Origin of the sequence: Bacillus sp. UMB0893 (assembly GCF_002858905.1) — a bacterium.
In the GTDB taxonomy this organism is placed as follows: Bacteria; Bacillota; Bacilli; order Bacillales; family Bacillaceae; genus Bacillus_P.
In genome coordinates, this window is sequence record NZ_PKLB01000008.1 from 195,554 (window position 1) to 222,042 (window position 26,489).

The window sequence follows — 26,489 nt, forward strand, 5'->3', positions numbered from 1 at the left end:
CGATCAATGACCGTGTGCTTAGCTTGGCTGAACGGCGGTACTTCGTTCATAGGCGGAAAACATGATCCAGTACATAATAGCGCTGGCAAATGCAAGAAGAGCAAGAATTGCAAAAGTCCATTGATATCCAAACCATACAGTCATCGGAATCGAAAGCGGAGCTATCGTTCTTCCAATCGTATAGCGAAGACTTGCTGCTGCAAAATATTGTCCGCGCATGTGTTCAGGAGCAAGCTTTGAAACAAAGCTTTGCTGCAATCCAGCCGTCATCAGTTCAGCAAATGTAAAGAGCGTCATCGCGAGAATAAGTCCCCAAATAAAGCTGAATTGGCCAAAAAGGAAAATGGCGACTCCGTACAAGGCAGAGGAAAGAATGAACACATTTCTTTCTTTATATACCGTCATCCATTTTGTAACAGAAATCGTCAGGATAGCAACAAGCAATCCATTTTCTGAAAGCAAAAAACCAAATGCCTGCTCCCCGCTCAGAGAAAAAGACCAATCTCCAAATGCGAACAGCTTCTCATCCTGCACAGTTTCTTTTGTATACACAGGAATCAGCATATCAAGCTGCATAAAGGTTTGAGCTGCAAGCACGCCTGCACCTATATAAAGCAGGAACACTTTATCCTTAAAAATAATTTTGTACTCCCGTATCTGATGAAGAAGGAATTCATACCACTTCGAGCCGCTGCCAAGCTTGCTGCCGGCAGAAGGTGCGGTTTCGCGCGTCCAGAGAAAAAGCATTCCTGCAAGCAAGAAACAGACGATTCCTGCAAACACCAATAATTCAAAGAAATAATTCACATAGAAAATAGCACCTAAAATCGGGCCAATGACCACGGCCAGGTTAATGGATGTGTAGAAGACGGCGAACACATTGCTCCGGTCTTTTTCTTCTACGACATCTGCAATCATGGCCTGACTGGCCGGCCAATAAAATGATCCGAAAACCCCAGCAAGTGCAAAGCAGATAAATCCAAGCAGCGGAGCTTCAAACCATGGGGAAACGGATAGAGCAAACGTAAGAAATGACAGACCCTGGCCAACTGCTGACAGCACCATCATTTTCTTTCTACCGAACCGATCAGCGCAGTAGCCTCCCATTAAATTAGCCATAACAGAAAAAATCTGTGAAAACACAAGCAGAAATCCTGCCTGTTCCTTCCCGAATTCTTCTGCAAAATATATCGTCAAAAAGGGGAAAAACATCCAATATGTAATATTCATCATTGCTTCGCCAAACAAGCGTATTTTTAAATTTCGGTCCCAATCCCTAAGTCTCATGCTGTAATCCTCGCTTTTTCAAAATCACACCTTCTCTATGATACCCCTCAGACGAATAGAAGAGCAACGTATTCATGCTTGTGAATACCTTGAAGAGATGATAGTTTTTAAGGAAAGACCGCTTTGGATCATTTTTAGAATGATAAAGATTACTTGAAGAAAAGGAGTGAAGCTATGGAATTCAAACTAGATCACATCGTTCATTTTGTGGACAGGCATCCGCTTGAAGCCGCAAATATGTTTATAAAACAGGATTTACAGGCTGTTATGGGCGGGCGTCATGAAAACTGGGGGACTCACAACAGTTTATGTTATTTCAGCGATCTGGCTTATCTGGAGTTTCTTGCTGTTGAAGACCGGAACAAAGCAAACGGATCACAGAATCCTCTTATTCATCACCTGTTAAAGCAGCCTGCTGAAGGATTAAGTCAGATAGCGATTCGGACTGACCGAATTGAGAAAGTAAAAGAGGAGCTTGATGAAAAGGGTCTTGAAACAGGGGAAGTGATTGATGCCAGCAGAAAAAGAGAAGATGGCAGCTTATTAGAATGGAAAATGCTTTTTATTCAGCAAAGCGATGAAGACTGTCCGCTGCCTTTTTTTATTCAATGGAATCAGACAGATGATGAACGGAAGCAAGACTTACATAAAAATGGAGCTCTGACATCATCCAATTTAGGGGTATCCATTTCAAACGTGCATTATATCGTAAAAGATTTAAATTCAGCCGTTACCAAGTGGAGAAAATATTTTGATCTTCCAAGGGGAGAAGAAACGGTGAATGATGAGTGGAGAGCAAGAAGCTGCGCCATCACGCTTCCATCCTTTAAGCTCGTTTTTACAGAAGCATCCGGAGCGGGCATCGTCCAGCAAATGCTGGAAAAAAAAGGGGAAGGTCCATATCTGGTTGAATTCGATCCGCCGGTTTTTAAGTCCTACTATCAGGTTTTCGGCAGTATGTATAAATAGAAAGGGGCTGGCCATAGTCTTAAAAAAGAAGGGCAGGAACGAAAAATACTTGTTTTCTCGCCAGCGCTTTTAATTCCAAGCAAAAAGTACATCACTTTCGGGACATTGCGATTTGATGTATATCTTTCCGCTTTTGTTAAAACCACGTGATTTTAGGGTATCATACAGCTCCAATGGTACCCTGACTTTCCGTTTTCCGTGAATCAAGGGCACTATACAGCTCCAATGGTGCCCTATCATTCCGTTTTCCGAGATTCAAGGGCACCATACAGCTCCAATGGTACCCTATCTTTCCGGTTTTTGTGAATCAAGGGCACCATAAAGCTCCAATGGTGCCCTGACTTTCCGTTTTCCTTGAATCAAGGGCACCAAACAGCTCCAATGGATCCTATCTTTCCGTTTTCTGTGATTGTCTAGATCTAAAACATGCGATAATAGAAAAAGAATGTCCCAATGTTTTCACTTTTGGGACACCCTCTGTTTTTAATGGTTGGTTTCTTTTATCTTACATCCTTATTTAATTGACTTTACTACAATAGCCTGAGAGCTTTTTTTAATCAGACAGTCTTTTAATTCCTCTTCAGAGACCATTCCAAGTGTAAGGGCGGCATCAATTTTTTGCTTGTCAGGCTGCTTTACTGAAATAATACAGTCCGTTAAATTTAAGTCTTCTAAAACCTTGACGGTTTTCTCAGGATGATATTGCTCAGAATGCCGGATTTGCCTCTGAATCTTGTAATCACCGATTCTCTCTTCACCTTTGCAGAGTTTTCCGTGCGTATGATCAAAAAAGGAATTGAATATTTTTTTCATCTCTGTAAGTTCCTCTTCTATCCTTTTCGCCTTTTCATTCAATGAAGCATATCGTGCAACCATTTCCTCAGGAATTTGAAAGGTTTTTGAATCGCTCATTTAGATGCCTCCATTTTACGTGTGATTCTAAATGATATGCTGAATAGCCTGGCTGTAGAACGTTTGTTTGATTATTTGTCATGAAACATCTATATTTTAAGAAGGAATAACGAAGCTGATTGTATAACCTAAGTAAGAGAAGGATTTTATTGGGGGGAAGAAAAATAGATCTTTTTACGATTCTTTCAGAAGATAAAATTAAACAGGCGATAAAAGATGGCGAGTTCAAGCAGCTTCCCGGTATGGGAAAGCCTCTTCTGCTTGAAGATTTGTCCCATATCCCGCCTGATCTCCGAATGTCCTATAAAATGATGAAAAATGCGAACATGATGGAAGAAGACATCGAGCTGAAAAAAGCGATTCATACGTTAGAACAGCTGATAGCCCAATGTCCGGATGAAATGGAGAAAGAAAAACTGCAAGTGCAGCTTAACGAGAAATCTTTTCAGTTTGATAAAATTCTAAAGAAAAGAAACACTTTCAGTTCAAGAGCTTCTGCTTTTTATAAAGATAAGATTTATTCCAAATGGTCCTAAACATCGATGATGGAGTGATTCTCATGAACGTCGTCTGGTTTAAACGTGATTTACGAATAGCTGATCATAAGCCGTTTGCTGATGCAGCTAAATATGGGGAAGTTCTCACGCTGTATGCAGCCGAACCATCTATATGGTCTGGAGATGATTATTCGGCAAGGCACTTTCAATTTGTCCGGGAAAGCTTAGAGGAAATGCATGCCGCTTTGGAAGATAGGGGCGGCAGATTATTCACCTATATGGGGGAGATGGAAGATGCGCTTTCTGCACTCTTTAAAACATATGGCCCATTCACTTTGTATGCTTATGAAGAAAAGGCTGGTCCACGTGTACATGACAGGAATGCAAGAGTGAGAGAATGGATGATTGAGAGAGGTATCAGGTTTTTGGAGTATCCCATTAATGAAAAAAACAGCGGGAGAAATATTCAGGACAGATGGAGCGGTTTTTGTCGAAGTGAACCTTTCAGCAGCCCTGAGCGTGTCGAAGTACCAAAAACCATTCCAGAAAGCTTTTTCATTGGGGCAGAAAAACTTAAATCTTTTCCTGTCGGAGGAAAACCAATCAGATTTGGCCAGCAGGGCGGTGAACAGCAGGCGCTTGAAACGCTTGAAACCTTTTTGGAGGAGCGTTTTCACTTATATGAAGAGCATGGTTCCAACCTTCTTCAATCAACTGTTTCATCAAGCAGGCTTTCGCCATATTTAGCATGGGGAAACATTTCGTTTCATACAGTTGTCCAGAAAACGTCGATAAAGATAGAAAATTGTGATAATTTGTTTCTTGTGAAACAATTAACATCTTTTCAGGAACGGCTTAAGGAACGGTGGAAGCTGATGGAGCAGGAAAATGTATTTGATTTTGAGCCTTCTCCTGATGAAAAAGATACTGGAGATGGTTTGTTTTTAAGATGGTTTGAAGGACAAACTGGGATTCCCATGATAGATGCTACAATGAATTGTCTGCACAAAACCGGCTGGATTCCCTCAAAATATCGGAGTATGCTCGTATCTTTTGCCGTTAATACTCTTTCACTGAACGTGCAAAAGTGCTCGGATGCGCTAGCTGCCCTTTTTCTGGACTATGAGCCTATCATTCATTTTCACCAGATTCAAAAGATGTCGGAGAAAGTGCAGAATCCTGTGAAAATAGGAAAAAAAGAAGATCCAGATGGGGCTTTTATAAAAAGATACTTACCAAGTTTGGAGAATGTTCCTGTTAAGCATATCCATGAGCCTTGGCACTATCCCGGTTTTTTTCATTTGAATTATCAGGCGCCGATTGTAGATGTTAAAAAGGCAAATCAGGCTGCAAGGAAAGCCCAGGCAGGTACATCAGCACGCTCTTCAAAAGCTTCTGATTATGAACAATTGAAATTTGATTTGTGAAAGGAGATTTCTTTTGCACCTCCGTATCATCCATTTGATTTGCTGCTGATTTTCCAGATAAGATTTAGGACCACGCTTAATAGAGCGTGGTCTATTTTTATTCTCGGATAATTGAAGGTATTTGGCTGAAGGGTCTGAAAAACAGCTTGAGCAGTCATAAAAAAATGGACGAGAAACCTTTTACAGAGGTGTGATGCTATACAGCCTCCGCCAAGAGTGCTTTATTGCTCGAGATAGAGGGTATGAAAAAAGAAGTATGGGAACACAAGATTCACGAATGACAAAATAAAAGCCTGTATAACAGGAGAAGCAAAGAAAAATATGAAAACGATTACTATTTTTTGTTGACAGCATGTATATACAAGATTACAATAAGTTTGTAACTTGTATATACAGGACTTTTGAATTAGGTAAAAGAGATAAAGTTTCTGGGAAGAAATAGATAATAATGAAAACGATTACGGGAGGTTGAAATAGATGAGTGTGAACAAACAAGAAGTTCGCGAAATTGTTGATGCGGTTGGCGGCAAGGACAATATTTCTGCAGCGACACATTGCGTCACGCGTTTGCGATTTGCTTTGAAAGACGAAAGCAAAGTCGATAAAGACAAGCTGGATGAAATTGGTATGGTTAAGGGTTCATTTTCAACGAACGGCCAATTTCAGGTTGTGATTGGACAAGGCTTAGTTGATAAAGTGTATAAAGAAATGGCTGATCAGACAGGAATCGGTGAATCTTCAAAAGAGGATGTTAAAGATGCAGCCTCAGGGAATTTAAATCCTCTCCAAAAAGCGGTTAAGACGCTTGCTGATATTTTCATTCCTATCTTGCCTGCCATCGTAACAGCTGGTTTATTGATGGGGATTAATAACATTTTGAGCGGTGCAGGTATTTTCTTTGAGAACAAGTCCCTTATAGAGGTTTATCCGCAGTGGGCGGATTTATCGAGCATCATTAATCTAATAGCGAATACAGCATTTACTTTTCTTCCTGCCTTAATTGGCTGGTCGGCTGTTAAACGTTTTGGAGGCAGTCCGCTTCTGGGTATCGTTCTTGGATTAATCCTTGTGCATCCTGATCTTCTGAATGCATGGTCATATGGTGAAGCCCAAGCTAAAGGAGAGGTTCCGGTCTGGAACTTATTCGGTCTTGAAATCGAAAAAATCGGTTATCAGGGTCAAGTGCTTCCAGTTTTGTTCGCATCGTATTTACTGGCTAAAATAGAAGTGTTTTTAAATAAACGTGTGGCCGATTCTATTAAATTATTGGTTGTTGCCCCTATTGCCCTGTTGGTTACTGGATTTGCAGCTTTTATCGCAATTGGACCTGTCACGTTTGCAGCAGGAAACTTCATTACTGATGGCGTTATAGCCATTTTTGATAACTTTGCAGCTCTTGGCGGCTTACTCTATGGAGGTTTATACTCACTGCTTGTTGTAACGGGAATGCATCATACATTCCTTGCGGTTGACCTGCAGCTTGTAGCAAGTGCTGGAGGCACATTCTTATGGCCAATGCTTGCTCTATCAAACATTGCGCAGGGATCTGCTGCATTTGCAATGATGCGCATTGTAAAGGATGAAAAACAAAAAGGTTTGGCCCTTACTTCAGGGATCTCTGCTTATCTTGGCATCACTGAACCAGCTATGTTTGGTGTGAATCTTAGGTACCGTTATCCATTCATCGCAGCGATGATTGGTTCTGCAATCGCAGGTGTATTTATTACATTAAACCATGTTAAAGCTTTCTCAATCGGTGTAGGCGGAATACCTGGATTTTTATCCATTAGCTCTGAATATTGGACTGCATTCTTTATCGGGATGGCGATCGCAATAGTGGTACCATTCGTACTGACTTACGTATTTGCCAAGTTTAATTGGAAGAAAAAATAAAAAACAAAAAGGACAAGCAGTTGTCCTTTTTGCCGTTAAAAAAATATGATGGTGGTGCATGTTAAATGAAACAGCCTTGGTGGAAAAAATCAGCGGTTTATCAAATTTATCCGAAAAGCTTTAACGATACGAATGGAAACGGTGTTGGCGACATTCAAGGTATCATAGAGAAATTGGATTATTTAAAAGAGCTCGGCATTGATGTTGTATGGCTGACGCCTATTTATGAATCTCCGCAAAAAGATAATGGCTATGATATCAGCGACTATTACTCCATTCATGAAGAATATGGAACAATGGAGGATTTTGAATCTCTTTTACAGGAGGCTCACGATCGGGGAATTAAAATTATCATGGATATTGTTGTAAACCATACTTCTACGGAGCACGCATGGTTTAAGGAAGCACAATCATCCAAAGAGAATCCTTACCGTGATTTTTACATTTGGAAAGAGGGAAAAGAAGACGGCTCCGAACCAACGAACTGGATTTCAAAATTCGGCGGATCTGCCTGGAAGCTGGATGAAAAGACAGGAGAATATTACTTGCATCTGTTTGATGTCACTCAAGCCGACTTGAACTGGGAAAATGAAGAAGTCCGAAGAAAAGTGTATGACATGATGCAGTTCTGGTTTGAAAAAGGTGTCGACGGCTTTAGACTAGACGTGATTAACCTCATATCTAAAGATCAGGATTTCCCGGATGATGACGGAAGCACAGCCCCTGGCGATGGCCGTAAGTTTTACACAGATGGGCCGAGAGTGCATGAATATATGAAAGAAATGAACAAGGAAGTTTTTTCAAAATACGACAGCATGACCGTTGGGGAAATGTCTTCAACAACGATTGAGAATTGTATCGAGTATTCAAATCCTGAAGCCAAAGAATTAAGCATGACATTTAATTTTCATCATTTAAAAGTGGATTACCCTAACGGAGAAAAGTGGGCACTTGCTGATTTTGATTTTGGAGCATTAAAGAAAATTCTTTCAAAATGGCAGATTGAAATGCACAAAGGCGGCGGCTGGAATGCGCTTTTCTGGTGTAATCATGATCAGCCGCGGATTGTTTCAAGATATGGAAATGACGGTAAATACCGCGTAGAGTCTGCTAAAATGCTTGCAACTACGATTCACATGATGCAAGGAACACCCTATATTTATCAAGGGGAAGAGTTTGGGATGACCAATCCTAAATTCAGCACAATAAATGAATATCGTGATGTAGAAACGCTGAATACATTTGAAATTTTAAAAAATGCAGGGAAATCAGAAGAAGAGATTATCGAGATTTTAAAAAGCAAATCAAGAGATAACTCACGTACGCCTGTTCAATGGAATGATACGAAGCATGCAGGATTTACAACAGGAACGCCTTGGATCCATCCTGCAAGCAATTATCCGGAAATAAATGCCGAGAAAGCCCTTCAGGATGAAAACTCTGTCTTTTATCATTATCAAAAATTGATTCAGCTTAGAAAAGAAATTGATCTTATCACATATGGCAACTATGAACTCATTCTTGAGGATGATGAGCAGCTATTTGCTTACGTGCGAAATGGTGATGGAGAGAAGCTTTTGGTCATAAATAATTTTTATGAAAAGGAAGCAGTATTCACTTTGCCTGATCATATTGATGCAGAAGAATATAACAGCGAAATTCTCGTCTCCAACTATCCGGATTCTGCAGATTCCTTTAAAGAAATAACATTGCGCCCATTTGAGTCCATCGTTTATCATCTGACAAAGTAATGGTAAACTAATAGTGGTGGTTAAAGGTGAAAACAAACAATAAATATTTAGCGATTTATCAGGAATTAGCAGACGGAATTAAACAGGGTCATCTAAAAGTGAATGAAACACTTCCTTCTGAAAATGAACTTTCCGGACAATATGAAACATCAAGGGAAACAATTCGCAAAGCCCTCAATCTTCTCGCCCAAAATGGTTATATTCAAAAGGTGAAGGGGAAGGGATCGATTGTTCTTGATGTAACGAAAATGAGTTTTCCTGTTTCAGGTCTTGTCAGCTTTAAGGAGCTCTCGCAAAATCTAGGAAGATCCTCTCTTACAACTGTAGAGCAATTTGGCCTCGGCAAGCCAAGCAATTTCATTATGCAGCAGCTGAATCTGGGTGCGCGTGACGAGGTATGGGAGGTTGTTCGTTCAAGAAAAATTGAAGGGGAAAACATCATTCTCGATAAGGATTACCTTAATCGCAAACACATTCCTTTTTTAACGAAAGAAATCTGTGAGGATTCCATTTATCGCTATATTGAAGAAGATTTAAAATTAAAGATCAGCTTTGCAAAAAAAGAAATAGTTGTAGAAGAATGTACAGCTGAAGACCATGAATACTTAGATTTAAAAAGCTTTCAGCATATCGTCGTTGTGAGAAATCATGTTTACCTTGAAGATACAAGTCTTTTTCAGTACACAGAATCACGTCACAGACTTGATAAATTCAGGTTTGTCGATTTTGCGAGAAGAGGACATTAGGAAGTCAGGAATTGCCTGACTTCTTTTAAATTCAGTTCTAACTTCTCATTCCTCCCCTTATGACAGCAAACATCATTCTTTTTACCTCGATAAATTTTGCCCTTCTGTCATTGAACTGTTGGGTTTTGCATGCACAAAATTCAGTATGCCTTGCATAAAAAAGTGCAAAAAGAGCTGCCGAAGCAACTCTCCTCTAAGACCCCGTATTAAAGGTATAAAAATTCCATTTAACTTATTAAGTATTTATTTAATGCTTGTTGTAAAGTTCCTAATGTTTGGGTGTTTTTATCAAATGTTATTCCAAAGCGTATCATTTTTCTAACCACTTCTACTCTTAACCCTGTTATCACAGTGTGACATCCCATCATTGAAGTCCCATCAATAATCTTCATTAAATGCTCAATTACTTCAGTGTCCATCTCCGCAATTCCAGATAAGTCCATAATCAATGTTTGAATATGTAAATTTCCAACCTCCATCAAAACTTTATCCTCAATAATATTCGTTCGAAAAGTATCAACCGTACCAATCAAAGGCAAAATACATATAGTGGGTGTTATTGGTATAATAGGCACGGATAGATTTTGCACCAATTTTCTTTGAGCCGTTATCAATGAATCCTTGTATTTAGAATAATTAATGAAAAAAACATTTAAAAATTGATCTATTCGACTATTAAATTGTTTTTCTATCAAAAAAAATTCTTCTCTTATAGCGTTATTCGTTAACTCGTTATATTTTTGCAGGAAGTCCCACAAGGTTCTGCGAATGGCTTGAACCCACTCTAATTTGAATGATAATGTAATTTCGTGTGTTGCCCACGCAATACCTTCTTGCTTCGCAAAGGATTGAAGTTCTTTATCTTTACCATCAATAACGTAATAAACCAGCTTATGGGCATTATTTACGAGGTCAATATTGCCGACTGTTAGAATATTTTGAATTTTTTCTTTTGAATGAGCTGCTTGGTTTAATAATGAATTTTCAAATTTCTGTTTATTTTCTTCGAGGTATTTCATTAATTTATATGTATCTAGTAACACGTTCATTATTTATCCCCCTTTTTAGATATAATTCCCTTAAATCTAATACCCTCTATTTATTAATGTTAAACCAATTAATTAATAAATCTTCAAATTTATATTCATTAAATGGAGTAGGCTGATAATTATTGGGTTCTACTTAATCTAATGGGTTTAATAATTGAAATAAGCAACTCCTTTTTGCGCTGCTTTTATCACATTTAAAAGTATATTGATAAAACTCTTGTCTAAGTATTCCATTTAATTTTACAAAGTACGGGTAGTTTCACTCTTTTCATGTTCCATTAAATAAACTCTTACGAATGATCCTCATTGGTTTTAAGCTATCGCTGTAAATATCGCTTGTAATTGTAATCACCATATTCTTGACCGGCAAAACAATAATATATTGACCTCCAAAACCTAAAGCAAAGTAATAAGTATTATCATCAGAAAAATCTTTTCTCTCGTCTATCTTATTTACCCACCAGTGCATTCCATAGTGTCCAATAAAATCATATGTCATTAAATTAGGTTTGGTTGTTTCTTTTATCCAATCAGCTGATATGATGCTTTTTCCGTTAATTGTTCCGTTTTGCAGCATTAATTGGCCAATTTTCATCATATCTTCTGCTTTTAAAACTAACCCATCAGCACCTTTGTTAATTTTCATTTTATCTAAGTACCAAGTGTACTCTTTAATTCCAATCGGCTTAAATAAGTATTCGTTTGCAAAATCTTCTGTTTTCGTTTTTGTTACTAGTTGTAATATAGATGATAAAATATGGGAACAACCTGAATTGTAGTTCATATGTTTCCCGACAGGATGTTCCATAGGACGGTTTATCACAAATTTTACAATGTTATGATGGTAGATCATCGGTGCGAAACAGTTCCATTCGCCAAATTCCGGAAAATTAAGTCCTTCAGTCATGGTTAATAAATGATAAATTGTAATATCATTCTTTCTTGTATCAGTCTGATTTTGAAAAACTTCAGGGAAAAAATGATGAACAGGTGTATGAATAGTATCTAAATATTGTCTATCTATTGCTATGCCAATTAAAATAGACATGACGCTTTTTGTGCATGAGTTCAACTTATGTAATTTTTCTTTTTGTTTCATATTCTTATAATATTCAAATATGTTCTTCCCGTTATGATTGATGATGACAGTATTAATTTTTTCTTTTTTCAATTCCTTAGTCAAGGGTTCAAAATTCAATTATTCAAAACTCCCTTTTAATAGAATAAGAGATTGTATGAAAGTATTTGGAAACAAAAATATTTTCCTTATTTTAACAAAAAATCAAATGGGATAACACGCTAGTTCATTTTCATTATTGTCTTGAAAAAAGGGAAAAGCAACTTAAAGAATAGTGCTGATGGCGAGAAACATTGTTTTTAACAGTATATCCGTTCTTTCATAAAGGGCGCGCTTCTTAGTGGAGTGTGTCTTTTTGTATCAGTTGTTTTATAACCTGAATTGAATTTTTTGTATAGTGTTTTAGCAGTGTATTCGTTTAATTAACTGATAAATGTATTTCCTGCAATCACTGTTTTGAGATTTGAACTAAAATATCTAATAAAATGGATGAGGGTGGAAAATAAGTCATCAATTATTTAAACAAGATGTATCATTAAAAAAAATTTACAGAAGTTAATATATAGGTTTAACAATTTTCACCTATGATGGAAGTAAATAATATGATGAAAAAAAGGGAAGTGAAGGTGATTCCATGTGGATTATTATTTGCTCCATAATCGCCGTTCTTTTAGCCATCCTCGCTGTGTCCTATTTTTTCAGCAGTCTCATTACGATACCGCGAAAAGTGGCTTATGAAAAAACATATTTGCTTGGAGTAGAGAGCGGAGAAATTAATAACGAAATCTTTGAAAGCGCCCGAAAGGAAGAATGGTTTATTAACTCTATTCACGGCTACCAAATTCACGGAATGTGGTTTCCGGTTAGTGAGAGTAAAAAAGCAATTATAATAGCACATGGGATAACATGGTCTTTATTTGGAAGTTTTAAATATGTGGAAATGTTTCAGAAAAAAGGATTTCATGTGCTGTTATGTGATCACCGATTTCATGGATTGAGCGGGGGAGATCATACATCCTTCGGCTATTTTGAAAGCGATGATTTAAGAGCATGGGTCGACTGTCTTCACGATAAGCTTGGAGAGGACGCATTTGTCGGCATTCTGGGGGAATCACTTGGGGCCGCATCAGCCCTGCAGTATATAAAAAAAGACCCGAGGGTTTCATTCTGTATTGCGGATTGCGCATTCAGTGATCTGACCGAATTATTGAAAACAAGACTGAAGCTCGACTTTAAAATCAATTTTTATCCGCTGATTGCATGGACCAGCATCGTCACAAAGCTTCGTTACGGCTGGGGGTTTGAAGAAATAAAACCTGTCAAAGATCTAGAACATACACAAACCCCTATCTTGTTTATTCACGGAAAAGAAGATCGATTTATCCCCATGAAGATGACCCTTGATATGTATAAACTGAAAAAAGGGTTGAAGCAGCTTTACTTAGTTCCAAAAGCAGGTCATGCACAAGCGTTTTTAACAGATCCGATTGGGTATGAAAAAAGAGTGCTGGAGTTTTTATCAAGCATCGAGAAGTATAATAGTGGAGTAGCTGAGGTGTGAGACCGTATGATGCGGTCTCTTTTTTTAGAACGGATAATTTCTTCACTTTAGGTGGATAAAATTAGGGTAACAGGTGGATAAAAAATTTAAATCACTTTTACACCATAAAAAATCCCTTCTCCATTATCGGAGAAGGGATTTTTTGCTTTACTTGTTATTTAATCTGCGTCTTTGAAACAAATAAATCCCTGATCCAGCAACAAGAATACTTAGTCCCACCAAAATGAAGTTGAATGAACTAGTTGCTGTATCTGGAAGCCAGTTGCCTCCGTCACTTCCACCTCCAGAGCCTCCGTCACCACTTCCGCTGCCATCACCATTGCCAGGATCGGCCGGGTTTGCAGGATCAGAAGGATCACTTGGATCAACTGGATCAGCAGGATCTACCGGGTTTTCAGATTCTAACACAGTAAATTCACTGAAATGGCTAGTATAGCCGTAAACAGCGCCATCTTCATACTTACCTTCTAATTCAACAAGCTCTTCGTTTTCACGATCTACGTAATATACTCGCGGATTTTTTGCACCTTCAAGGAAGAAGGCAATCGTTACTTCTTCTTTAAACTTAGTGATTGCTTGTCCTTCTTGTGAAATCGTGAAGTCATAAGTGTCTGTTAATGCATCTTCAATGCTTTCTGTTTTTGTAAAAGTAATGGTTGTGTCTTTCTCTTCAAGATTAGAAAGCGGGATATCGAGCCCAACAGCCTCATTATTTAAGGTCAGGCTAAGTCCTTTTGCTTTTAAAGCAGCAATTTGTTCTTTCGTAAAATTCACTTCAACCGAATCATATTCAGCTGTGCCATATAAGTCGATTAAAAGATCATTCGCATTTTCAATATATGAAAGGAACGATTCATCAAACGTTACGACAGCTTTATTATCCTGTACTTCAATCGTTGGTGTGAAGTACTCCATGATGCGGCCTTCTACTTTAGGCTCAACAGAATCTTGGGCTTCAAGCTGCTCAAGGAAAACTTCGTAATCTACGAAGAAAAGATCTTCTGCATAGGTAGCCTCTTTGAAAACATCATAGCCATCTCCGCCTGTACCCATAAAGCCGTTCGTTGCGACACGGTATGTTTTCTTAGGATCAATTGGCGAGTAGCTGCCGTCTTCGTCTTGTACTTGTACATCAATTACACGTTCTCCGGCAGGCAATCCTTTAGTGAAGGAGAATTTAACTCCAGCTACTTGAGGGAATTGTCCTTTTCCTTCTTCAACCGCACTTACGCCATGCTCAAGCGCTTCAACAATTTGCTCACCAGTTACATCAAGAACAAACAATGTGTTGCCAAAAGGCATGACTGTTAATACTTCACCGAGCGTGATATCTCCTTCGTTAATTGATTCACGGATGCCGCCGCCGTTAGTAATGGCAAGCTGTGCACCTTTTGCTTCTTTTGCTTTCGCTAGCATGCCATCTGCAACTAAGTTTCCTAGATTTGTTTCTTTTGAACGGACATTTTCACGCTTGCCGTCCAAAGCAACTTTAGCATGACCGACTACTTCATCTTTAAAGCTATTAAGTTCTTCTTTGTACTCATCTAATAGCACTTTTGCTTCAGCATCTTCTTCAATGCTTTCATCAATGGCAATCAGCTCTGTTGATGACTCAGAAGGAACAACGATCCCTTCATTGTTAAATGATACATCCAGTTTACCTAAGAATTTACCGTAATCTTGCACTTGGGCAACGATTGTCGGTGTATTATCTTCATCAATCACTTCTAATCTGTCTACAAGTGTATGACTGTGTCCGCCGATGATGACGTCAATTCCTTCAACCTTTTCGGCGAGCTCAAGGTCTTTGTTGTAGCCTAGGTGTGTAAGGGCAATAATCTTATCTGCGTTTTCTTTTTCATTGATTGTTTTGATAGTAGCTTCTGAAGATTTAACTGCATCATTGAAGACAATGTTTTCGCCAGGGCTTGATGCTTCTGGTGTATCTTCAGTTGTTAAACCGTAAACAGCGACTTTTTCTCCGTTTACATCAAGGATGATGTAAGGGTAGATCACGCCTTCTTTTTTCGTTTCATAGTCTTTAGGGTCTTTTACTAAATCACTTAACTGAGCTTCCTTACTGACATCTACGTTTGAGCTGACAATAGGGAACTTCGCTTTTTCAATAAACGCTCTTAATACATCAGGGCCTTTATCGAATTCATGATTACCTAACGTCATTGCATCATATTTCATCATGTTCATGAATTCAACATCTGCAAGCCCATTCCATCTAGTAAAATATAAATCTCCTGAGAACACGTCGCCGGCATCTAATAGAATACTATTTTCTTCCTGTGCACGGATTTCTTTTACTTTTGTCACACGTCTTGCAGCATTATCAAGATGTGCATGTGTGTCGTTAGTATGCATAACTGTTAATTTCCATTTATCAGAAGGGGGCTGGACTTCTCCACCTTTTAAATCAATAGAATATTTGGCAAATCCATCAGCAGCTTCGCCGGCATATTTAATATTTTCCGTTTTTTCAGCAAGATCCTTTGCAGCTGGAGTGGATTCAAACACAACGCCTGCGTCACCATCAAACGGGGCAATGGACCAGTTGCCATCAGCAGATGGATTGATAGTTTGTTCTTCTGTAATATAGTTCATCAATGCCTGGCGATTTTCATCAGCAGAAATGTATGCGATGTTTTCAGGCTTCATGTGTGGGAAGGCGCCGCCTCCAGAAGCACGGTAGTTATTTGTTACTACTAAAAATTCTTGATTTGGATCAACATCTTTACCTTTATATTTGAAGTTCACAATCCGGCTGGAATCAGCATTTGCAACTTGTCCATCAGCTGTGTATTTTGCAGGTTTCGTAACATCAATTTGATATGTCACACCGTCTATGACATCAAAATTATAAGATCTGAATTCAGGATCAAGCAATGCCTGTTCTTCTGTTTTGTCAGGGTCAATTTGATTAAACTGGCCAGCAGACATTTCAAGCCAATCTTTTACCTGTGAACCCTTTAATTTGACAATTTGTACAGTGTTGTCGTAAAGGTACAAATCACCGATGTTTTTAATGGCTAAAGGACCTTTGGCGATGTTCGTGTAATAGTCAACGCCATTGCGCCCGCCGGCTTTAAAAGGGGCTGCCGCTGATAAAATCGGTAAATCTTTTAATGCAGGGTTTTGTTCAGCCACTTGTTTGGCATACCATGTTTGAGCATCATTTACGATTTGAACAGATGGATCATCTTGTACTAATGCAAAGAAGCTGTTGATTGGAGCCTCTGTCGTACCTACTGCTTGTCTTACATAATTAAGCGTGTTTTCATGAGTGGACTTGACTGAATCAACAATTTCTTGGTCTTTTGAAGATACATTTGTAATCGGAGCTGCCTTTGATAGAGAATCAGTAACTGTCCATTTTCCATCTACCTGGCCTAATTTTAAATCAATCACACCTAAGTGGCTTCCCCAGTTTTTAGGCATGACGACAGGTACGCCGTTAACAGTACCTTTCACGTTGTCGATATCAGCGATGCCATTATACTTTTTATCTCCAGGGAAAAGCCCGTGCTGATGGCCGGACACGATAGCATCAATGCCGGGAACATCTTTTGCTAAATCAAAAACCATGTTTTCAGAGCCTTCAGCCTGTGCAGCGGTTTCAATTCCAGTGTGTGCCATGACAACGATTAAGTCTGCACCCTTTGATTTCATTTCTGGAATCACAGTTTGAGCTGTTTTAACGATGTCTTTTGTGACAACTTTACCTTCAAGATGCTTCTTATCCCATACGTTGATTTGAGGCGGGACAAATCCTGTGTATCCGATTTTGACCGTGTGTGTCTTGCCGTTATTATCTATAAGTTCTTTATCTTTGATCACATATTGCTCAAAATAAGGCTTGTCTGTATTTGCATCAAATACATTTGCGTTAACTACTGGAAAATTTGATCCTTCAAGAGTGCCATTCAGAAAATCCAAACCGTAGTTAAATTCATGATTTCCAAGTGTTCCAGCATCGTAATCCAATGTATTCAATGCATCAAAAATCGGGTTCGTTTTTGTTCCTTTTGCGATTTCTGCACCCAAATTTTTATAAACATATTCTCCTAATGGGTTTCCTTGAATCAAATCACCGTTATCTACTAAGATACTGTTTTTTGCACTTTTTCGCTGTTCGTCAATTAATACAGCAGTTCTTGCTAGACCGTAACTTGCTGTTTCTTTATCGGAGTAATAGTCGTAGTCCATGATGTGGGCATGAATGTCTGTTGTTTCAAGCAAACGAAGGTCAATCGTTGGAGCCTCCTCCGCAGCTGCGTTTACTGATGTTAAGGGGAGAACACTTAGTAAAACAAGGAAAGCAGCAAATGAATTGAAGAATTTTTTGCTAAACTTACTACTTGATTTTCTTTTCACAAACATCCACCTTTCAATATTTTTCACAACATCTCAATTCTATAAATATTCTGTCAATAAATCTATGAGTATTTTGTCATTTATTGTTAAAATAACGTAAAATTTAGCAGATCATTGGGTTTACATTTGTAATATTTTCTAGAAATAAATAACTAGTTTCTTCAGTAAATAGGTGCAAGTTTTATTTAAATGTAGTCAAAAAGAACTTGTTATTGTTATTATCAATTGTTTGATTAGATATGTTTGGTTTTAGCATCAAAGGGTAAATAAAAAAGTGTTATCAATACGAGGAGGTTCTAGGATATGAGTAAAAAAATTGCTGTCGTTGTTACGGATCATTTTGAGGACTCTGAGTATACGAAGCCTGCAAAAGCATTTGAGGAAGCTGGCCATCAGCTGACTGTTATTGAAAAAGAAAAAGGCAAAACAATCAATGGTAAACAAGGACAGGCAAGCATAGAGGTAGATGCCTCCATTAATGATGTAAAACCAGATGAGTTTGATGCATTATTTATCCCAGGCGGTTTTTCTCCAGATCTTTTAAGGGAGGATGAAAAGTTTGTGTCATTCGCAAAGACTTTTATGGATGATAAAAAACCAGTTTTTGCGATTTGCCATGGACCTCAGCTCCTGATTACAGCGGAGACCTTAAAAGGAAGAGATGTCACAGGGTATAAATCAATTGCGGTCGACTTGAAAAATGCGGGAGCTAATTTCCACGATAAAGAAGTAGTTGTCTGCGGCAATCAGCTTGTAACAAGCCGTACGCCGGATGATATACCTGCTTTTACTCGTGAATCGCTCAACCTATTAAACTAAATAAAAAAAGCCCGGCGTTTTTGCGCAGGGCTATTTTCTATCTTCAAAATCTTGGTCATCCGTTCTTGGCATCGGATCAATGAGTGAGGAATCTTCTGTGTTAATCGCCGATTTGAGAGCATAAATAACAAAGACAATGCAGACGATCAGTAATAAAAACAGAATAATTGTAAATAGCCACCATGCAGCCATGCGCAAGCCCCCTTTTTACACTTATATGCAAAAAGGGACGTGCTGAGAATCTTTTTATGTTTTACGAAGTGCAGAAGAACTTATTGTGTTTTTCGAAGATTGCCGAGCTCTTCAACAATAGCCTGCATTTCATTAGGAGAGAAGGTATTTTTCTTCATGACTAAATCATAGATATCTTTCAACTCTTCGTACATTTCCTCATCAAAATGCGAAGGTTTAATTGCTCCAATATTAATGACACGCAGTTTTTCTTTAATTTGTTCAATCATATATTCTACATTTTCAACAGATTTAACGGATAGATTATTCATGTGAATTCATCCTTTCATTCTTTCCCATTTAAGTATTATTTATTGTAACATGTTTTTATATAGATAATAGATGCTAATTATATATTCAATTATGCAAAGAATAAAGAAAAGAACCATAATTAGAGTTATAGTTAACATACATATAATTATACTTGGTCAATTTTTATAGGAATTGTTTTTATTTCGGGAGGATAATCATGATTAAAGTAGTATTTGTTTGTTTAGGTAATATATGCCGTTCGCCAATGGCTGAGAGTGTAATGAGGCATTTAATTGAGGAGTCAGGTTTAAGCAGTTCGATTATTGTGGATTCTGCCGGCACTGGAGATTGGCATATCGGCAATGAGCCGCATGAAGGAACCCGGAAAATACTTGACGATCATCAAATCAGCTATTCAGGAATGAAAGCAAGACAAGTCATACAGGAAGATCTTTCGGATTTTGATTACATTATCGCTATGGACAGTGAAAATCTCGGTTTCTTAAGAAGAATGGCAGGCTATTCAAAAACAGGGTTTGTTGGCAGGCTGATGGATTTTGTGCCTGATTCTGATATCGCAGATGTGCCTGATCCTTATTTCACAGGAAATTTTGAAGAGGTATACGAGATGGTGTCCACAGGCTGCTCACAGTTGCTTGATGTGATAAAAAAAGAACATAACCTATAAGAAGAGAGGTATTTCAATGAGCAACGATAATTTATTTTTTAAGGGTTTATTTGTCGGAGCCGCAGTGGGCGGAGCTTTATCGCTTCTGCATAAACCCACTAGAGATCAGTTTCTGTCTCAAGGGAAATGCGTGAAGGATAAAGCGGTTCAATATATTGAAAACCCTGCTCTCCTTACAGATGAAATAAAAGTACAGATTGATAAGGCAAAAGGCGTGATTCAGGAAGCGAAAGAAGATATTGAATTTATCAATGAAAAAATAAATGAGTTAAAAGAAACAACTCCTCAATTGATTGAAATGATCGAAGAAACGAAGGAAAGATTCATTACGGATTCAAAATAGAGGTGAATAAATGAAAAGCGTGAAGCATCATGGGGCAGCTCAGAAATCCATCCTAAGAGACCTGTTCGAGCGTTTTTCAAAAGATGAGATTATTGGACTATCAGCTGAACTTGCCTATTTCTTTTTGCTGTCTCTTTTTCCTTTTTTAATCTTTTTAATTACTTTGATTGCTTATTTGCCGCTTTCTCAAGATGATTTATTAAGTTTCCTGGCTCAATACGCTCCAGGGGAGTCCGTTTCCATTATTGAAAAGACATTAGAAGAAATTGTGAGCAATTCAAGCAGCGGGCTGCTTTCATTCGGGATTCTTGCAACTTTATGGTCAGCATCAAATGGGATAAATGCGATTGTCCGTGCATTTAATCGAGCGTTTGATGTAGAAGAAAGCAGATCATTTATTGTCGCGCGGGGCATGGCTGTATTACTTACCATATCTATGGTTTTCGTTATTTTAATTGCACTCTTGCTTCCAGTTTTCGGAAAAGAAATTGGCCATTTCTTATTTTCTGCTTTTGGATTTTCTGAGGAGTTTTTAACCATATGGAATATGGGAAGATGGATTGTCAGTGCGATTATCTTGTTTATTGTTTTTACTGCCCTTTATTTTTTCGCACCCAACAAACATTTAAGGCTGAAGGATGCAGTGCCTGGTGCAGTATTTGCTACTCTCGGGTGGGCATTAGTTTCACTTGCCTTTTCTTATTATGTCAGCAGTTTTGGACACTACAGTGCCGCATATGGAAGTCTTGGCGGAATTATCGTCCTGATGATCTGGTTTTACTTGACCGGCATGATTATTATGATTGGCGGAGAGCTGAACGCCATTGTTTATAAAAGGAAGAGCCGTCCATAAGATTTCCAATGATTATATGTGATAAAGAAGCTGAGTTAGTGAAACAGTAAAGAAGAAGATCACAGTGTCTTCAAATTCTTGCTGGGCAGGTGAATTTTCATGGCAAAGCATACGAAAAAAGGCGGAAGTCATACGAAACAGAATTCTAAAAGCAAGCCTCAGCATAAAACGAGTGGTAGTGCCAACGGTCAGAACGGCTACCACTAAAACAAAAAAGCAAACCGCTTAGTGCGGTTTGCTTTTTTACTTATTCAGCAAGCTGAATATAGTTATGATACGTTGTTAAATAAATATGCTCAATGTCCTCGTCTGTCATATACATGAAGTTTTCTGTTTCGATATCCTTCATTTTTGCGATAAATTCGATCATGTTCTTGCGTTCTTGTCTTTTCATCCTAAACATTCCTCCTGTTATAATATTGTTATGATACAGTTTGTATTTGTTGATACTATTATATAACAGATAATTCAAAATGTTCAACCTATATTTTAAAAAAACCGCCAATTTTTAATTTTTGGCGGTTTGGTAAGAAGGCAGCTTAAAGAAAGCAGTTGTTATGAAAATAAGAAGCAAAATAAAACTGACAACATGAAAGAAATTGGCCGATTCAACGTGTTCAATATACAATCCGCCTAAAAAAGGCCCTGAGATGCTGCCGATGCTGAAAAACATTCCGCACAGCAAATTTCCTGCCGGAAGAAGGTTTTTAGGAAGCAGATCAGCCATAAAACTAATGCCCAGCGAAAAAGTGGAACCTACAAGCATTCCAGCTGTGAAGAAGCAGATGACCAAGGGAATGAGGGTATCAGCAAAACTAGCACCCATAAAGCACATAAAGCCGAATAACATAACAAATAAGATGGTATTTTTTCTGCCAAAGCGGTCGCTGATAATTCCAAGAGGAAGCTGAAAGACAATGGCTCCGACTGCAAATGAAGATAAAATAATTGAAACAGATGCTACGTCAATTCCTGTCCGCAGCGCATATACCGGATAATTTCCGTTTAACGAAGCTTCTAGAAAGCCGTATCCGAAAGTTGGAAGAAAAGCTACCCAAGCCAGCCTCGATGCTTTTGCGAAGCGTTTAGCTGTACCGAAAAAAGAAGTTGATTCCAGATCTTGTTCAGGAAAATCATTTTTTAAGAAAAAGACAAATAGCCAAGCGATTAAACTGATGCTCCCAGATAGAATGAATGGCAGGGACGAACTGATATCAGCAAGAGGAACCAACAAAGGGCCGGCAGCAAAGCCTAGACCAAAAAACAAACCATAAAGAGAAATGTTGCGGCCGCGTTTTTCCTCAGTAGAGATCGATGTTATCCATGTTTGCGTTGAAAAATGGAGCATATGATCTCCGACACCGATTAATAGCCTGAGTAAAAACCAGAACCAAAAAGAATGAATCCAAAGAAAACCAAACAGACTAAGAGCAACGATAATTCCGCCGATCAAAATCAGCGGCTTAAAGCCAAATCTTTTGAGCGGACCTTCCATGAAAGGTGATGCAATCAAAACTCCTATGTACAAACCGGTGGCATGCAATCCATTAACCGAAGAGGAGTACCCTTCTTGTTCAAAAATAATGGCGATCAAAGGCAAAAGCATTCCTTGTGAAAAACCTGAAATAGCGACAATACTAACAAGAATGGCAAATCTGAATTTAGACATAATAATGACTCCTAACTCTATTTTCCATCTTGAATGTTACACCGATTATTCTTTGCAGACAAGAAGAATTGCTTTTCCTTTTATAAGAATAACGATTTCGGTTAAGATGGCTGTAAGAAAGGATGATGGCAATGGAATTTAAAATGAGGGAAGTCGGATTTAGCGCTAATTTTGAATATGGGGAATTACATATTGCGGGCAACGAAGAATATGGCTTTCGTCCTTATCAGCTGATGGTATCATCAATTGCCGTCTGCAGCGGCGGCGTGCTCCGGGGAATTCTTGAAAAAAAGAGACTTGCGGTAGAGGATATTACGATACAGGCAAAGGTTGAAAGAAATGAAGAAGAAGCAAATCGAATTGAGAGCATTGCCATTCATTATTTACTCAAAGGGAATGATCTTTCCGAAGAAAAAATTGAACAATCCATTAAGCTTGCGAGAAAAAATTGTCCAATGGTGCGTTCGGTTGAAGACAGCATTAAAATTACAGAAACATTTGAGATATTAAAATGAGACCGTGCGGCTTGCACGGTCCCATTTTGATGTTGGTTAGGAAATTATAAAAGTGGTTTGTAGTTGAAATAAATGATCTGATGTAAGCAACGAAGCCTGCTTCAGAGATAGGAAAGTTTTGCGCGTTGGTGTCTAGCTCCATCGCCCCAGCCAGAACAAATCCATCAAAAAAAGTCAAACCCGGACTTTTCTGCCGGATTCTTAACTGTCAGGCCTGCGCTAAACAGGCGCTTGCGCTTTTCTATTTCAAAGCTCAATAACCTCAGGGTTGCTTCCCGCTTTTTTGTAATACCTGATCGATTTTGGAGTAATTTTTAATAGTAAGTAGTTTGGATCATCAGGACCAGCAATCCATTCTTGTAATTCCTGATTCCAAAATTTCTCTTTTAGTTCAGCAGAGTTTTCGACAGAAGCTGTGCCTTCTATTTCGGCATAATCATTTTTCCAGCCCTCTCCCTCAAACCCAAGAAGTACATGAACGTTTGGATTTCCTTCAATATCTTCTGCCTTGTGAGTATCTTTGTTAGTGGCCGTATATAAAAATAGTTCTTCGTGGAAAAATAACATGAATCGTGAAAATGGTTTGTTTTGACGGATAGTTGCGAGTGTTCCGATTTTATGGTCTTTAAACATTTGCATTACTTTCTCTTTTGCAGCGCTCATATTCATGCACTCCTTTCATATCTATCATTAATCTGCATCAAATTGGTCTTTTCATACACATCAAAAGTGTGTGGTTTAATTTTGGCTTAAAAGGAGAAACAATAAGGAAAAGGAAGGGAGAGTATAGGATGATAAATCGAATCTTCTTTATTATTGTGCTGGCGGGTGTTCCGCTTTCTGTTATTGGAAGTCTGCTGCACTGGCCGTCAGTCCTCATGTTCGCAATATATTGTATAACAATCATTGCTCTTGCAGGTTATATGGGGAGAGCGACAGAGAGTCTGGCCATTGTAACCGGACCGCGGGTTGGAGGTCTGCTGAATGCGACGTTTGGAAATGCTGTCGAGCTCATTATTTCGATTTTTGCATTAAAAGCAGGGTTAATTGGGGTTGTGCTTGCATCTTTAACAGGTTCTGTATTGGGAAACTTGCTGCTGGTTGCCGGTCTCTCATTTTTTGTTGGCGGTTTAAAGTTTAAAAGACAGGAATTTAATATTTATGATGCAAGGCATAATTCAGGTTTGCTGATCTTTGCTGTCATCGTTGCTTTTGTTGTTCCGGAGATTTTTTCAATGGACATGGATGAAACAAAAACGTTAAACTTAAGCATAGGCATTTCCGTTATTTTAATTGTCTTATACTTAGCGGCCTTATTTTTCAAGCTAGTCACTCACCGCGGGGTTTATCAGCATAAAACAGATGTGTCCGAAGAACATGAAGAGCCTGAATGGACTGCCAAAAAAGCTTTAATTATCCTTTTGCTCGCTACAATTGCGGTAGCTTATGTATCAGAGAATCTTGTTCATACATTTGAGGCAGTAGGAGAAAGCTTTGGCTGGAGTGAATTGTTTATCGGTGTTATTATCGTGGCAATAGTGGGTAATGCTGCGGAACACGCGTCTGCGATTATTATGGCATACAAAAATAAAATGAATATTGCAGTCGAGATAGCGGTTGGATCTACTTTGCAAATCGCCATGTTCGTAGCACCGCTTCTTGTATTGATTTCCTTATTTTTTACGAAAAAAATGCCGCTTGTCTTCACCATTCCGGAATTGATTTCAATGGTAACGGCCGTTCTGCTGACCATTTCCATCACAAATGATGGGGACACAAACTGGTTTGAAGGTGCGACCCTCCTGGCAGCATACTTGATCATGGGCATTGGTTTTTATCTTCTGTAAAAAAAAGGGACTCTGTGGCTAGGCACAGAGTCATTTTTACGTGTAGGACGAAACAAATATTAAGAAGCTACCCCTCATGGAAACCATGTGAGTTGTATTAAAAGTAACACATTATTTAAAATTTGTAAATATTCAGTTTTTAATTCTTTGGAGCAGAAGCAGGACATACATATAGAGATTAAGGGAGATGGAGAGCATGATTTATCGATTGGCCTTTTTTGTAATCGGTTTATTTGTTTTGGCGTTCGGTGTGACCTTAACAATTCAAGCTGATTTAGGTGCGGGAGCATGGGATGCCCTGAATGTCGGATTAACAGATCAAATTGGATTAACGGTTGGAAGCTGGATTTTTATAGTAGGGATCTTGGTCATTCTTCTTAATGCCATTATTATGAGAGAAGCTCCAAAAGTATTAGGTGTTTTTACCATTTTATTAGTTGGGTTTTTTGTGGATTTTTGGATGTTGTATGTTTTCCAGGATTTCAGCATCCAAAATATGATGCTGAAAGTGGTTATTCTTTTATCAGGAATTTTGTTGATTGCAATCGGTGTGTCCATTTATCTTCAAACTAGTTTTCCGGCAAATCCGATTGACCAGCTTATGATTACGCTGCATAAGCGGTTTGGACTTAGCCTGATGGCCGCTAAAACAATTGGCGAAGTAGGAGCGCTTGTGCTTGCGCTTTTATTTGCAGGACCTATTGGACTTGGCACGATTATCATAACGTTCGCTATTGGACCGCTTATCCAAGTGTGCAACGCACCAGTAGGCGCGGTCATGGGGAAATGGATACCTAAAACTTAGATAAATAAAATAATGGATAAAGAATTAAGGGCTTGAAAACAATAATTGTAAAGCAACCGAAAGGGGTTTAGGAAATGAGAAAATGGATGCTCGTTTCAATGGCTTTGCTCTTATCAATTAGTTTTTCAAGCTCTGTTTTTGCGGTGAACAAAGCGAAAGTTCCAAGCTCTGTTCTGGATATATCAAAGGATAATACGTATCCGAATCCTACACAGGATCTGCCGTATCTTCAGCCAAGCGAATTTGCAAAAAGCCTGATTGAAACGTCGAAAATTCAGATTGATAATCCTGATTTAATTCGCCTGTTAAATGAATCTTCTGTTTCTGATAATCAGCTGTCTATAGGATACAGGGCAACCATTTATTTAGGGCAATGGGCATTAAATTATGAATCAAACGAGACAGCCGTTAACTGGGAATATCAAAAAATCAATACAAATTTCTTTGATAACCGGGGCGGCAAATCAACGATTCAAATTCATTACAAGCAAGAATCTCAAAAGCAGATAAAAGGCGGATTGACTGCACAAATTCCTGATGAGGAAGATGTGAAAAAAATGATGCTTATTAAAGCGATGAAGAAGACAAGCCTTCCTTTATCTTTCCAGACAATAATAGGAACAGGCACAAAAAAAGATCAGGTTTATAACATTCCCGCAAAAAGACTGGGCTATTTAAATGCTTATGCACCTGCAGTTAATGAAAAAGGCAAAGTAACCTATGGAGAAGTTTACTTAGTTTTAAAAGGCAACAAACGCAAAATCGTTGTCAAGAATGTAACCTCTCAAGGGATCGGCGCCTGGATTCCAGTTCAAGATCATGCCTCCTTTGGGTTTACTGTTTCAGAACAGCCAAGATGAGCGTATCTTTTGAAATTCTAGTAAGGAAAAAAGCGAGCACTATGGCTCGCTTTT

At 38.5% G+C, this 26,489-nt stretch carries 25 protein-coding genes; 15 read left to right on the forward strand and 10 right to left on the reverse strand.

Annotated elements, in window-relative coordinates:
• Nucleotides 1-18 precede the first annotated feature (18 nt).
• Nucleotides 19-1,287 (reverse strand): MDR family MFS transporter, encoded by a 1,269-nt coding sequence (locus CYJ36_RS18225; protein ID WP_101568680.1) that lies wholly within the window; start codon nucleotides 1,285-1,287, stop codon nucleotides 19-21.
• 174 nt (nucleotides 1,288-1,461) lie between these two features.
• Between CYJ36_RS18225 and CYJ36_RS18230 the strand changes: the two genes are divergently transcribed.
• A complete protein-coding gene (locus CYJ36_RS18230) occupies nucleotides 1,462-2,256 on the forward strand; it encodes a VOC family protein (protein ID WP_101568681.1) in 795 nt (264 codons plus the stop codon).
• A 513-nt stretch (nucleotides 2,257-2,769) separates the two neighbouring features.
• On the opposite strand, the gene CYJ36_RS18235 is transcribed toward CYJ36_RS18230, so the two are convergent.
• On the reverse strand, nucleotides 2,770-3,168 hold the full coding sequence (locus tag CYJ36_RS18235; protein WP_101568682.1) for a hypothetical protein: 399 nt from the start codon (nucleotides 3,166-3,168) through the stop codon (nucleotides 2,770-2,772).
• Between the two features lie 164 nt (nucleotides 3,169-3,332).
• On the opposite strand from CYJ36_RS18235, the gene CYJ36_RS18240 reads away from it, so the two are divergent.
• From CYJ36_RS18240 to treR, 5 genes are all read left to right on the forward strand, one after another.
• A complete protein-coding gene (locus CYJ36_RS18240; RefSeq protein ID WP_101568763.1) occupies nucleotides 3,333-3,704 on the forward strand; it encodes a J-domain-containing protein in 372 nt (123 codons plus the stop codon).
• A gap of 23 nt (nucleotides 3,705-3,727) precedes the next feature.
• A complete protein-coding gene (locus CYJ36_RS18245) occupies nucleotides 3,728-5,092 on the forward strand; it encodes an FAD-binding domain-containing protein (protein WP_180850446.1) in 1,365 nt (454 codons plus the stop codon).
• Between the two features lie 477 nt (nucleotides 5,093-5,569).
• Nucleotides 5,570-6,985 (forward strand): PTS system trehalose-specific EIIBC component, encoded by a 1,416-nt coding sequence (gene treP, locus CYJ36_RS18250; protein ID WP_101568684.1) that lies wholly within the window; start codon nucleotides 5,570-5,572, stop codon nucleotides 6,983-6,985.
• A 65-nt stretch (nucleotides 6,986-7,050) separates the two neighbouring features.
• Nucleotides 7,051-8,736, forward strand: a complete 1,686-nt coding sequence (treC, locus tag CYJ36_RS18255; RefSeq protein WP_101568685.1) for an alpha,alpha-phosphotrehalase — start codon at nucleotides 7,051-7,053, stop codon at nucleotides 8,734-8,736.
• 26 nt (nucleotides 8,737-8,762) lie between these two features.
• Nucleotides 8,763-9,482, forward strand: a complete 720-nt coding sequence (gene treR, locus CYJ36_RS18260; RefSeq protein ID WP_101568686.1) for a trehalose operon repressor — start codon at nucleotides 8,763-8,765, stop codon at nucleotides 9,480-9,482.
• A gap of 227 nt (nucleotides 9,483-9,709) precedes the next feature.
• Here the strand turns inward: treR and CYJ36_RS18265 are convergent, their stop codons facing one another.
• Both CYJ36_RS18265 and CYJ36_RS18270 read right to left on the reverse strand, forming a co-directional pair.
• Nucleotides 9,710-10,534, reverse strand: a complete 825-nt coding sequence (locus CYJ36_RS18265; RefSeq protein WP_101568687.1) for an STAS domain-containing protein — start codon at nucleotides 10,532-10,534, stop codon at nucleotides 9,710-9,712.
• A gap of 265 nt (nucleotides 10,535-10,799) precedes the next feature.
• Nucleotides 10,800-11,729 carry a serine hydrolase domain-containing protein gene (locus CYJ36_RS18270; protein WP_101568688.1) on the reverse strand — a complete coding sequence of 310 codons (930 nt, stop codon included), beginning with the start codon at nucleotides 11,727-11,729 and terminating at the stop codon, nucleotides 10,800-10,802.
• 514 nt (nucleotides 11,730-12,243) lie between these two features.
• On the opposite strand from CYJ36_RS18270, the gene CYJ36_RS18275 reads away from it, so the two are divergent.
• Nucleotides 12,244-13,170 carry an alpha/beta hydrolase gene (locus CYJ36_RS18275; RefSeq protein WP_101568689.1) on the forward strand — a complete coding sequence of 309 codons (927 nt, stop codon included), beginning with the start codon at nucleotides 12,244-12,246 and terminating at the stop codon, nucleotides 13,168-13,170.
• A gap of 147 nt (nucleotides 13,171-13,317) precedes the next feature.
• On the opposite strand, the gene CYJ36_RS18280 is transcribed toward CYJ36_RS18275, so the two are convergent.
• Nucleotides 13,318-17,553, reverse strand: coding sequence for a bifunctional 2',3'-cyclic-nucleotide 2'-phosphodiesterase/3'-nucleotidase (locus tag CYJ36_RS18280; protein ID WP_257962528.1), 4,236 nt, complete (start codon nucleotides 17,551-17,553; stop codon nucleotides 13,318-13,320).
• A gap of 303 nt (nucleotides 17,554-17,856) precedes the next feature.
• On the opposite strand from CYJ36_RS18280, the gene CYJ36_RS18285 reads away from it, so the two are divergent.
• Nucleotides 17,857-18,372, forward strand: a complete 516-nt coding sequence (locus tag CYJ36_RS18285; protein WP_101568691.1) for a type 1 glutamine amidotransferase domain-containing protein — start codon at nucleotides 17,857-17,859, stop codon at nucleotides 18,370-18,372.
• Between the two features lie 30 nt (nucleotides 18,373-18,402).
• Here the strand turns inward: CYJ36_RS18285 and CYJ36_RS23830 are convergent, their stop codons facing one another.
• Nucleotides 18,403-18,564: a hypothetical protein gene (locus tag CYJ36_RS23830; protein WP_180850448.1), complete on the reverse strand. Its 162-nt coding sequence runs from the start codon at nucleotides 18,562-18,564 to the stop codon at nucleotides 18,403-18,405.
• An 80-nt stretch (nucleotides 18,565-18,644) separates the two neighbouring features.
• A complete protein-coding gene (locus CYJ36_RS18290; RefSeq protein WP_101568692.1) occupies nucleotides 18,645-18,875 on the reverse strand; it encodes a DUF1128 domain-containing protein in 231 nt (76 codons plus the stop codon).
• Between the two features lie 197 nt (nucleotides 18,876-19,072).
• Between CYJ36_RS18290 and CYJ36_RS18295 the strand changes: the two genes are divergently transcribed.
• Genes CYJ36_RS18295 through CYJ36_RS18305 form a run of 3 tightly spaced genes read left to right on the forward strand, consistent with a single transcriptional unit; the run spans nucleotide 19,073 to nucleotide 20,739 of the window.
• Nucleotides 19,073-19,543 (forward strand): low molecular weight protein-tyrosine-phosphatase, encoded by a 471-nt coding sequence (locus tag CYJ36_RS18295; protein ID WP_101568693.1) that lies wholly within the window; start codon nucleotides 19,073-19,075, stop codon nucleotides 19,541-19,543.
• 16 nt (nucleotides 19,544-19,559) lie between these two features.
• Nucleotides 19,560-19,886: a YtxH domain-containing protein gene (locus tag CYJ36_RS18300; RefSeq protein WP_101568694.1), complete on the forward strand. Its 327-nt coding sequence runs from the start codon at nucleotides 19,560-19,562 to the stop codon at nucleotides 19,884-19,886.
• A 10-nt stretch (nucleotides 19,887-19,896) separates the two neighbouring features.
• Complete coding sequence (locus CYJ36_RS18305; protein ID WP_101568695.1) at nucleotides 19,897-20,739, forward strand: YihY/virulence factor BrkB family protein; 843 nt, start codon at nucleotides 19,897-19,899, stop codon at nucleotides 20,737-20,739.
• A gap of 247 nt (nucleotides 20,740-20,986) precedes the next feature.
• Here CYJ36_RS18305 and CYJ36_RS18310 read toward each other — a convergent pair whose 3' ends face one another.
• Together CYJ36_RS18310 and CYJ36_RS18315 are read right to left on the reverse strand one after the other, a co-directional pair.
• Complete coding sequence (locus CYJ36_RS18310; protein WP_101568696.1) at nucleotides 20,987-21,133, reverse strand: BH0509 family protein; 147 nt, start codon at nucleotides 21,131-21,133, stop codon at nucleotides 20,987-20,989.
• 114 nt (nucleotides 21,134-21,247) lie between these two features.
• Complete coding sequence (locus CYJ36_RS18315; protein WP_101568697.1) at nucleotides 21,248-22,408, reverse strand: MFS transporter; 1,161 nt, start codon at nucleotides 22,406-22,408, stop codon at nucleotides 21,248-21,250.
• A gap of 131 nt (nucleotides 22,409-22,539) precedes the next feature.
• Between CYJ36_RS18315 and CYJ36_RS18320 the strand changes: the two genes are divergently transcribed.
• Nucleotides 22,540-22,923, forward strand: coding sequence for an OsmC family protein (locus tag CYJ36_RS18320; protein WP_101568698.1), 384 nt, complete (start codon nucleotides 22,540-22,542; stop codon nucleotides 22,921-22,923).
• A 246-nt stretch (nucleotides 22,924-23,169) separates the two neighbouring features.
• Here CYJ36_RS18320 and CYJ36_RS18325 read toward each other — a convergent pair whose 3' ends face one another.
• Nucleotides 23,170-23,592: a pyridoxamine 5'-phosphate oxidase family protein gene (locus CYJ36_RS18325; RefSeq protein WP_101568699.1), complete on the reverse strand. Its 423-nt coding sequence runs from the start codon at nucleotides 23,590-23,592 to the stop codon at nucleotides 23,170-23,172.
• 125 nt (nucleotides 23,593-23,717) lie between these two features.
• Here CYJ36_RS18325 and cax point away from each other — a divergent pair, with 125 nt between their 5' ends.
• The 3 genes from cax to CYJ36_RS18340 all read left to right on the forward strand — a co-directional run bounded on the left by cax (nucleotide 23,718) and on the right by CYJ36_RS18340 (nucleotide 26,435).
• Entirely contained in the window at nucleotides 23,718-24,770 is a 1,053-nt protein-coding gene (gene cax / locus CYJ36_RS18330; protein ID WP_180850454.1) for a calcium/proton exchanger, read from the forward strand.
• A gap of 196 nt (nucleotides 24,771-24,966) precedes the next feature.
• Entirely contained in the window at nucleotides 24,967-25,575 is a 609-nt protein-coding gene (locus tag CYJ36_RS18335) for a YczE/YyaS/YitT family protein (RefSeq protein WP_224773354.1), read from the forward strand.
• Between the two features lie 74 nt (nucleotides 25,576-25,649).
• The gene (locus CYJ36_RS18340; protein WP_101568702.1) at nucleotides 25,650-26,435 is read left to right on the forward strand and encodes a YfkD famly protein; all 786 of its coding nucleotides are present in this window, start codon (nucleotides 25,650-25,652) and stop codon (nucleotides 26,433-26,435) included.
• The last annotated feature ends 54 nt before the right edge of the window (nucleotides 26,436-26,489 follow it).

What these genes read in the sequence shown, in the direction of transcription:
- CYJ36_RS18225 (WP_101568680.1), bottom strand. Translation starts at nt 1,287, where the DNA reads ATGAGACTTAGGGATTGGGACCGAAATTTAAAAATACGCTTGTTTGGC.
- CYJ36_RS18230 (WP_101568681.1), top strand. Translation starts at nt 1,462, where the DNA reads ATGGAATTCAAACTAGATCACATCGTTCATTTTGTGGACAGGCATCCG.
- CYJ36_RS18235 (WP_101568682.1), bottom strand. Translation starts at nt 3,168, where the DNA reads ATGAGCGATTCAAAAACCTTTCAAATTCCTGAGGAAATGGTTGCACGA.
- CYJ36_RS18245 (WP_180850446.1), top strand. Translation starts at nt 3,728, where the DNA reads ATGAACGTCGTCTGGTTTAAACGTGATTTACGAATAGCTGATCATAAG.
- treP (WP_101568684.1), top strand. Translation starts at nt 5,570, where the DNA reads ATGAGTGTGAACAAACAAGAAGTTCGCGAAATTGTTGATGCGGTTGGC.
- treC (WP_101568685.1), top strand. Translation starts at nt 7,051, where the DNA reads ATGAAACAGCCTTGGTGGAAAAAATCAGCGGTTTATCAAATTTATCCG.
- CYJ36_RS18275 (WP_101568689.1), top strand. Translation starts at nt 12,244, where the DNA reads ATGTGGATTATTATTTGCTCCATAATCGCCGTTCTTTTAGCCATCCTC.
- CYJ36_RS18285 (WP_101568691.1), top strand. Translation starts at nt 17,857, where the DNA reads ATGAGTAAAAAAATTGCTGTCGTTGTTACGGATCATTTTGAGGACTCT.
- CYJ36_RS23830 (WP_180850448.1), bottom strand. Translation starts at nt 18,564, where the DNA reads ATGGCTGCATGGTGGCTATTTACAATTATTCTGTTTTTATTACTGATC.
- CYJ36_RS18290 (WP_101568692.1), bottom strand. Translation starts at nt 18,875, where the DNA reads ATGAATAATCTATCCGTTAAATCTGTTGAAAATGTAGAATATATGATT.
- CYJ36_RS18295 (WP_101568693.1), top strand. Translation starts at nt 19,073, where the DNA reads ATGATTAAAGTAGTATTTGTTTGTTTAGGTAATATATGCCGTTCGCCA.
- CYJ36_RS18300 (WP_101568694.1), top strand. Translation starts at nt 19,560, where the DNA reads ATGAGCAACGATAATTTATTTTTTAAGGGTTTATTTGTCGGAGCCGCA.
- CYJ36_RS18305 (WP_101568695.1), top strand. Translation starts at nt 19,897, where the DNA reads ATGAAAAGCGTGAAGCATCATGGGGCAGCTCAGAAATCCATCCTAAGA.
- CYJ36_RS18310 (WP_101568696.1), bottom strand. Translation starts at nt 21,133, where the DNA reads ATGAAAAGACAAGAACGCAAGAACATGATCGAATTTATCGCAAAAATG.
- CYJ36_RS18315 (WP_101568697.1), bottom strand. Translation starts at nt 22,408, where the DNA reads ATGTCTAAATTCAGATTTGCCATTCTTGTTAGTATTGTCGCTATTTCA.
- CYJ36_RS18320 (WP_101568698.1), top strand. Translation starts at nt 22,540, where the DNA reads ATGGAATTTAAAATGAGGGAAGTCGGATTTAGCGCTAATTTTGAATAT.
- CYJ36_RS18325 (WP_101568699.1), bottom strand. Translation starts at nt 23,592, where the DNA reads ATGAATATGAGCGCTGCAAAAGAGAAAGTAATGCAAATGTTTAAAGAC.
- CYJ36_RS18335 (WP_224773354.1), top strand. Translation starts at nt 24,967, where the DNA reads ATGATTTATCGATTGGCCTTTTTTGTAATCGGTTTATTTGTTTTGGCG.
- CYJ36_RS18340 (WP_101568702.1), top strand. Translation starts at nt 25,650, where the DNA reads ATGAGAAAATGGATGCTCGTTTCAATGGCTTTGCTCTTATCAATTAGT.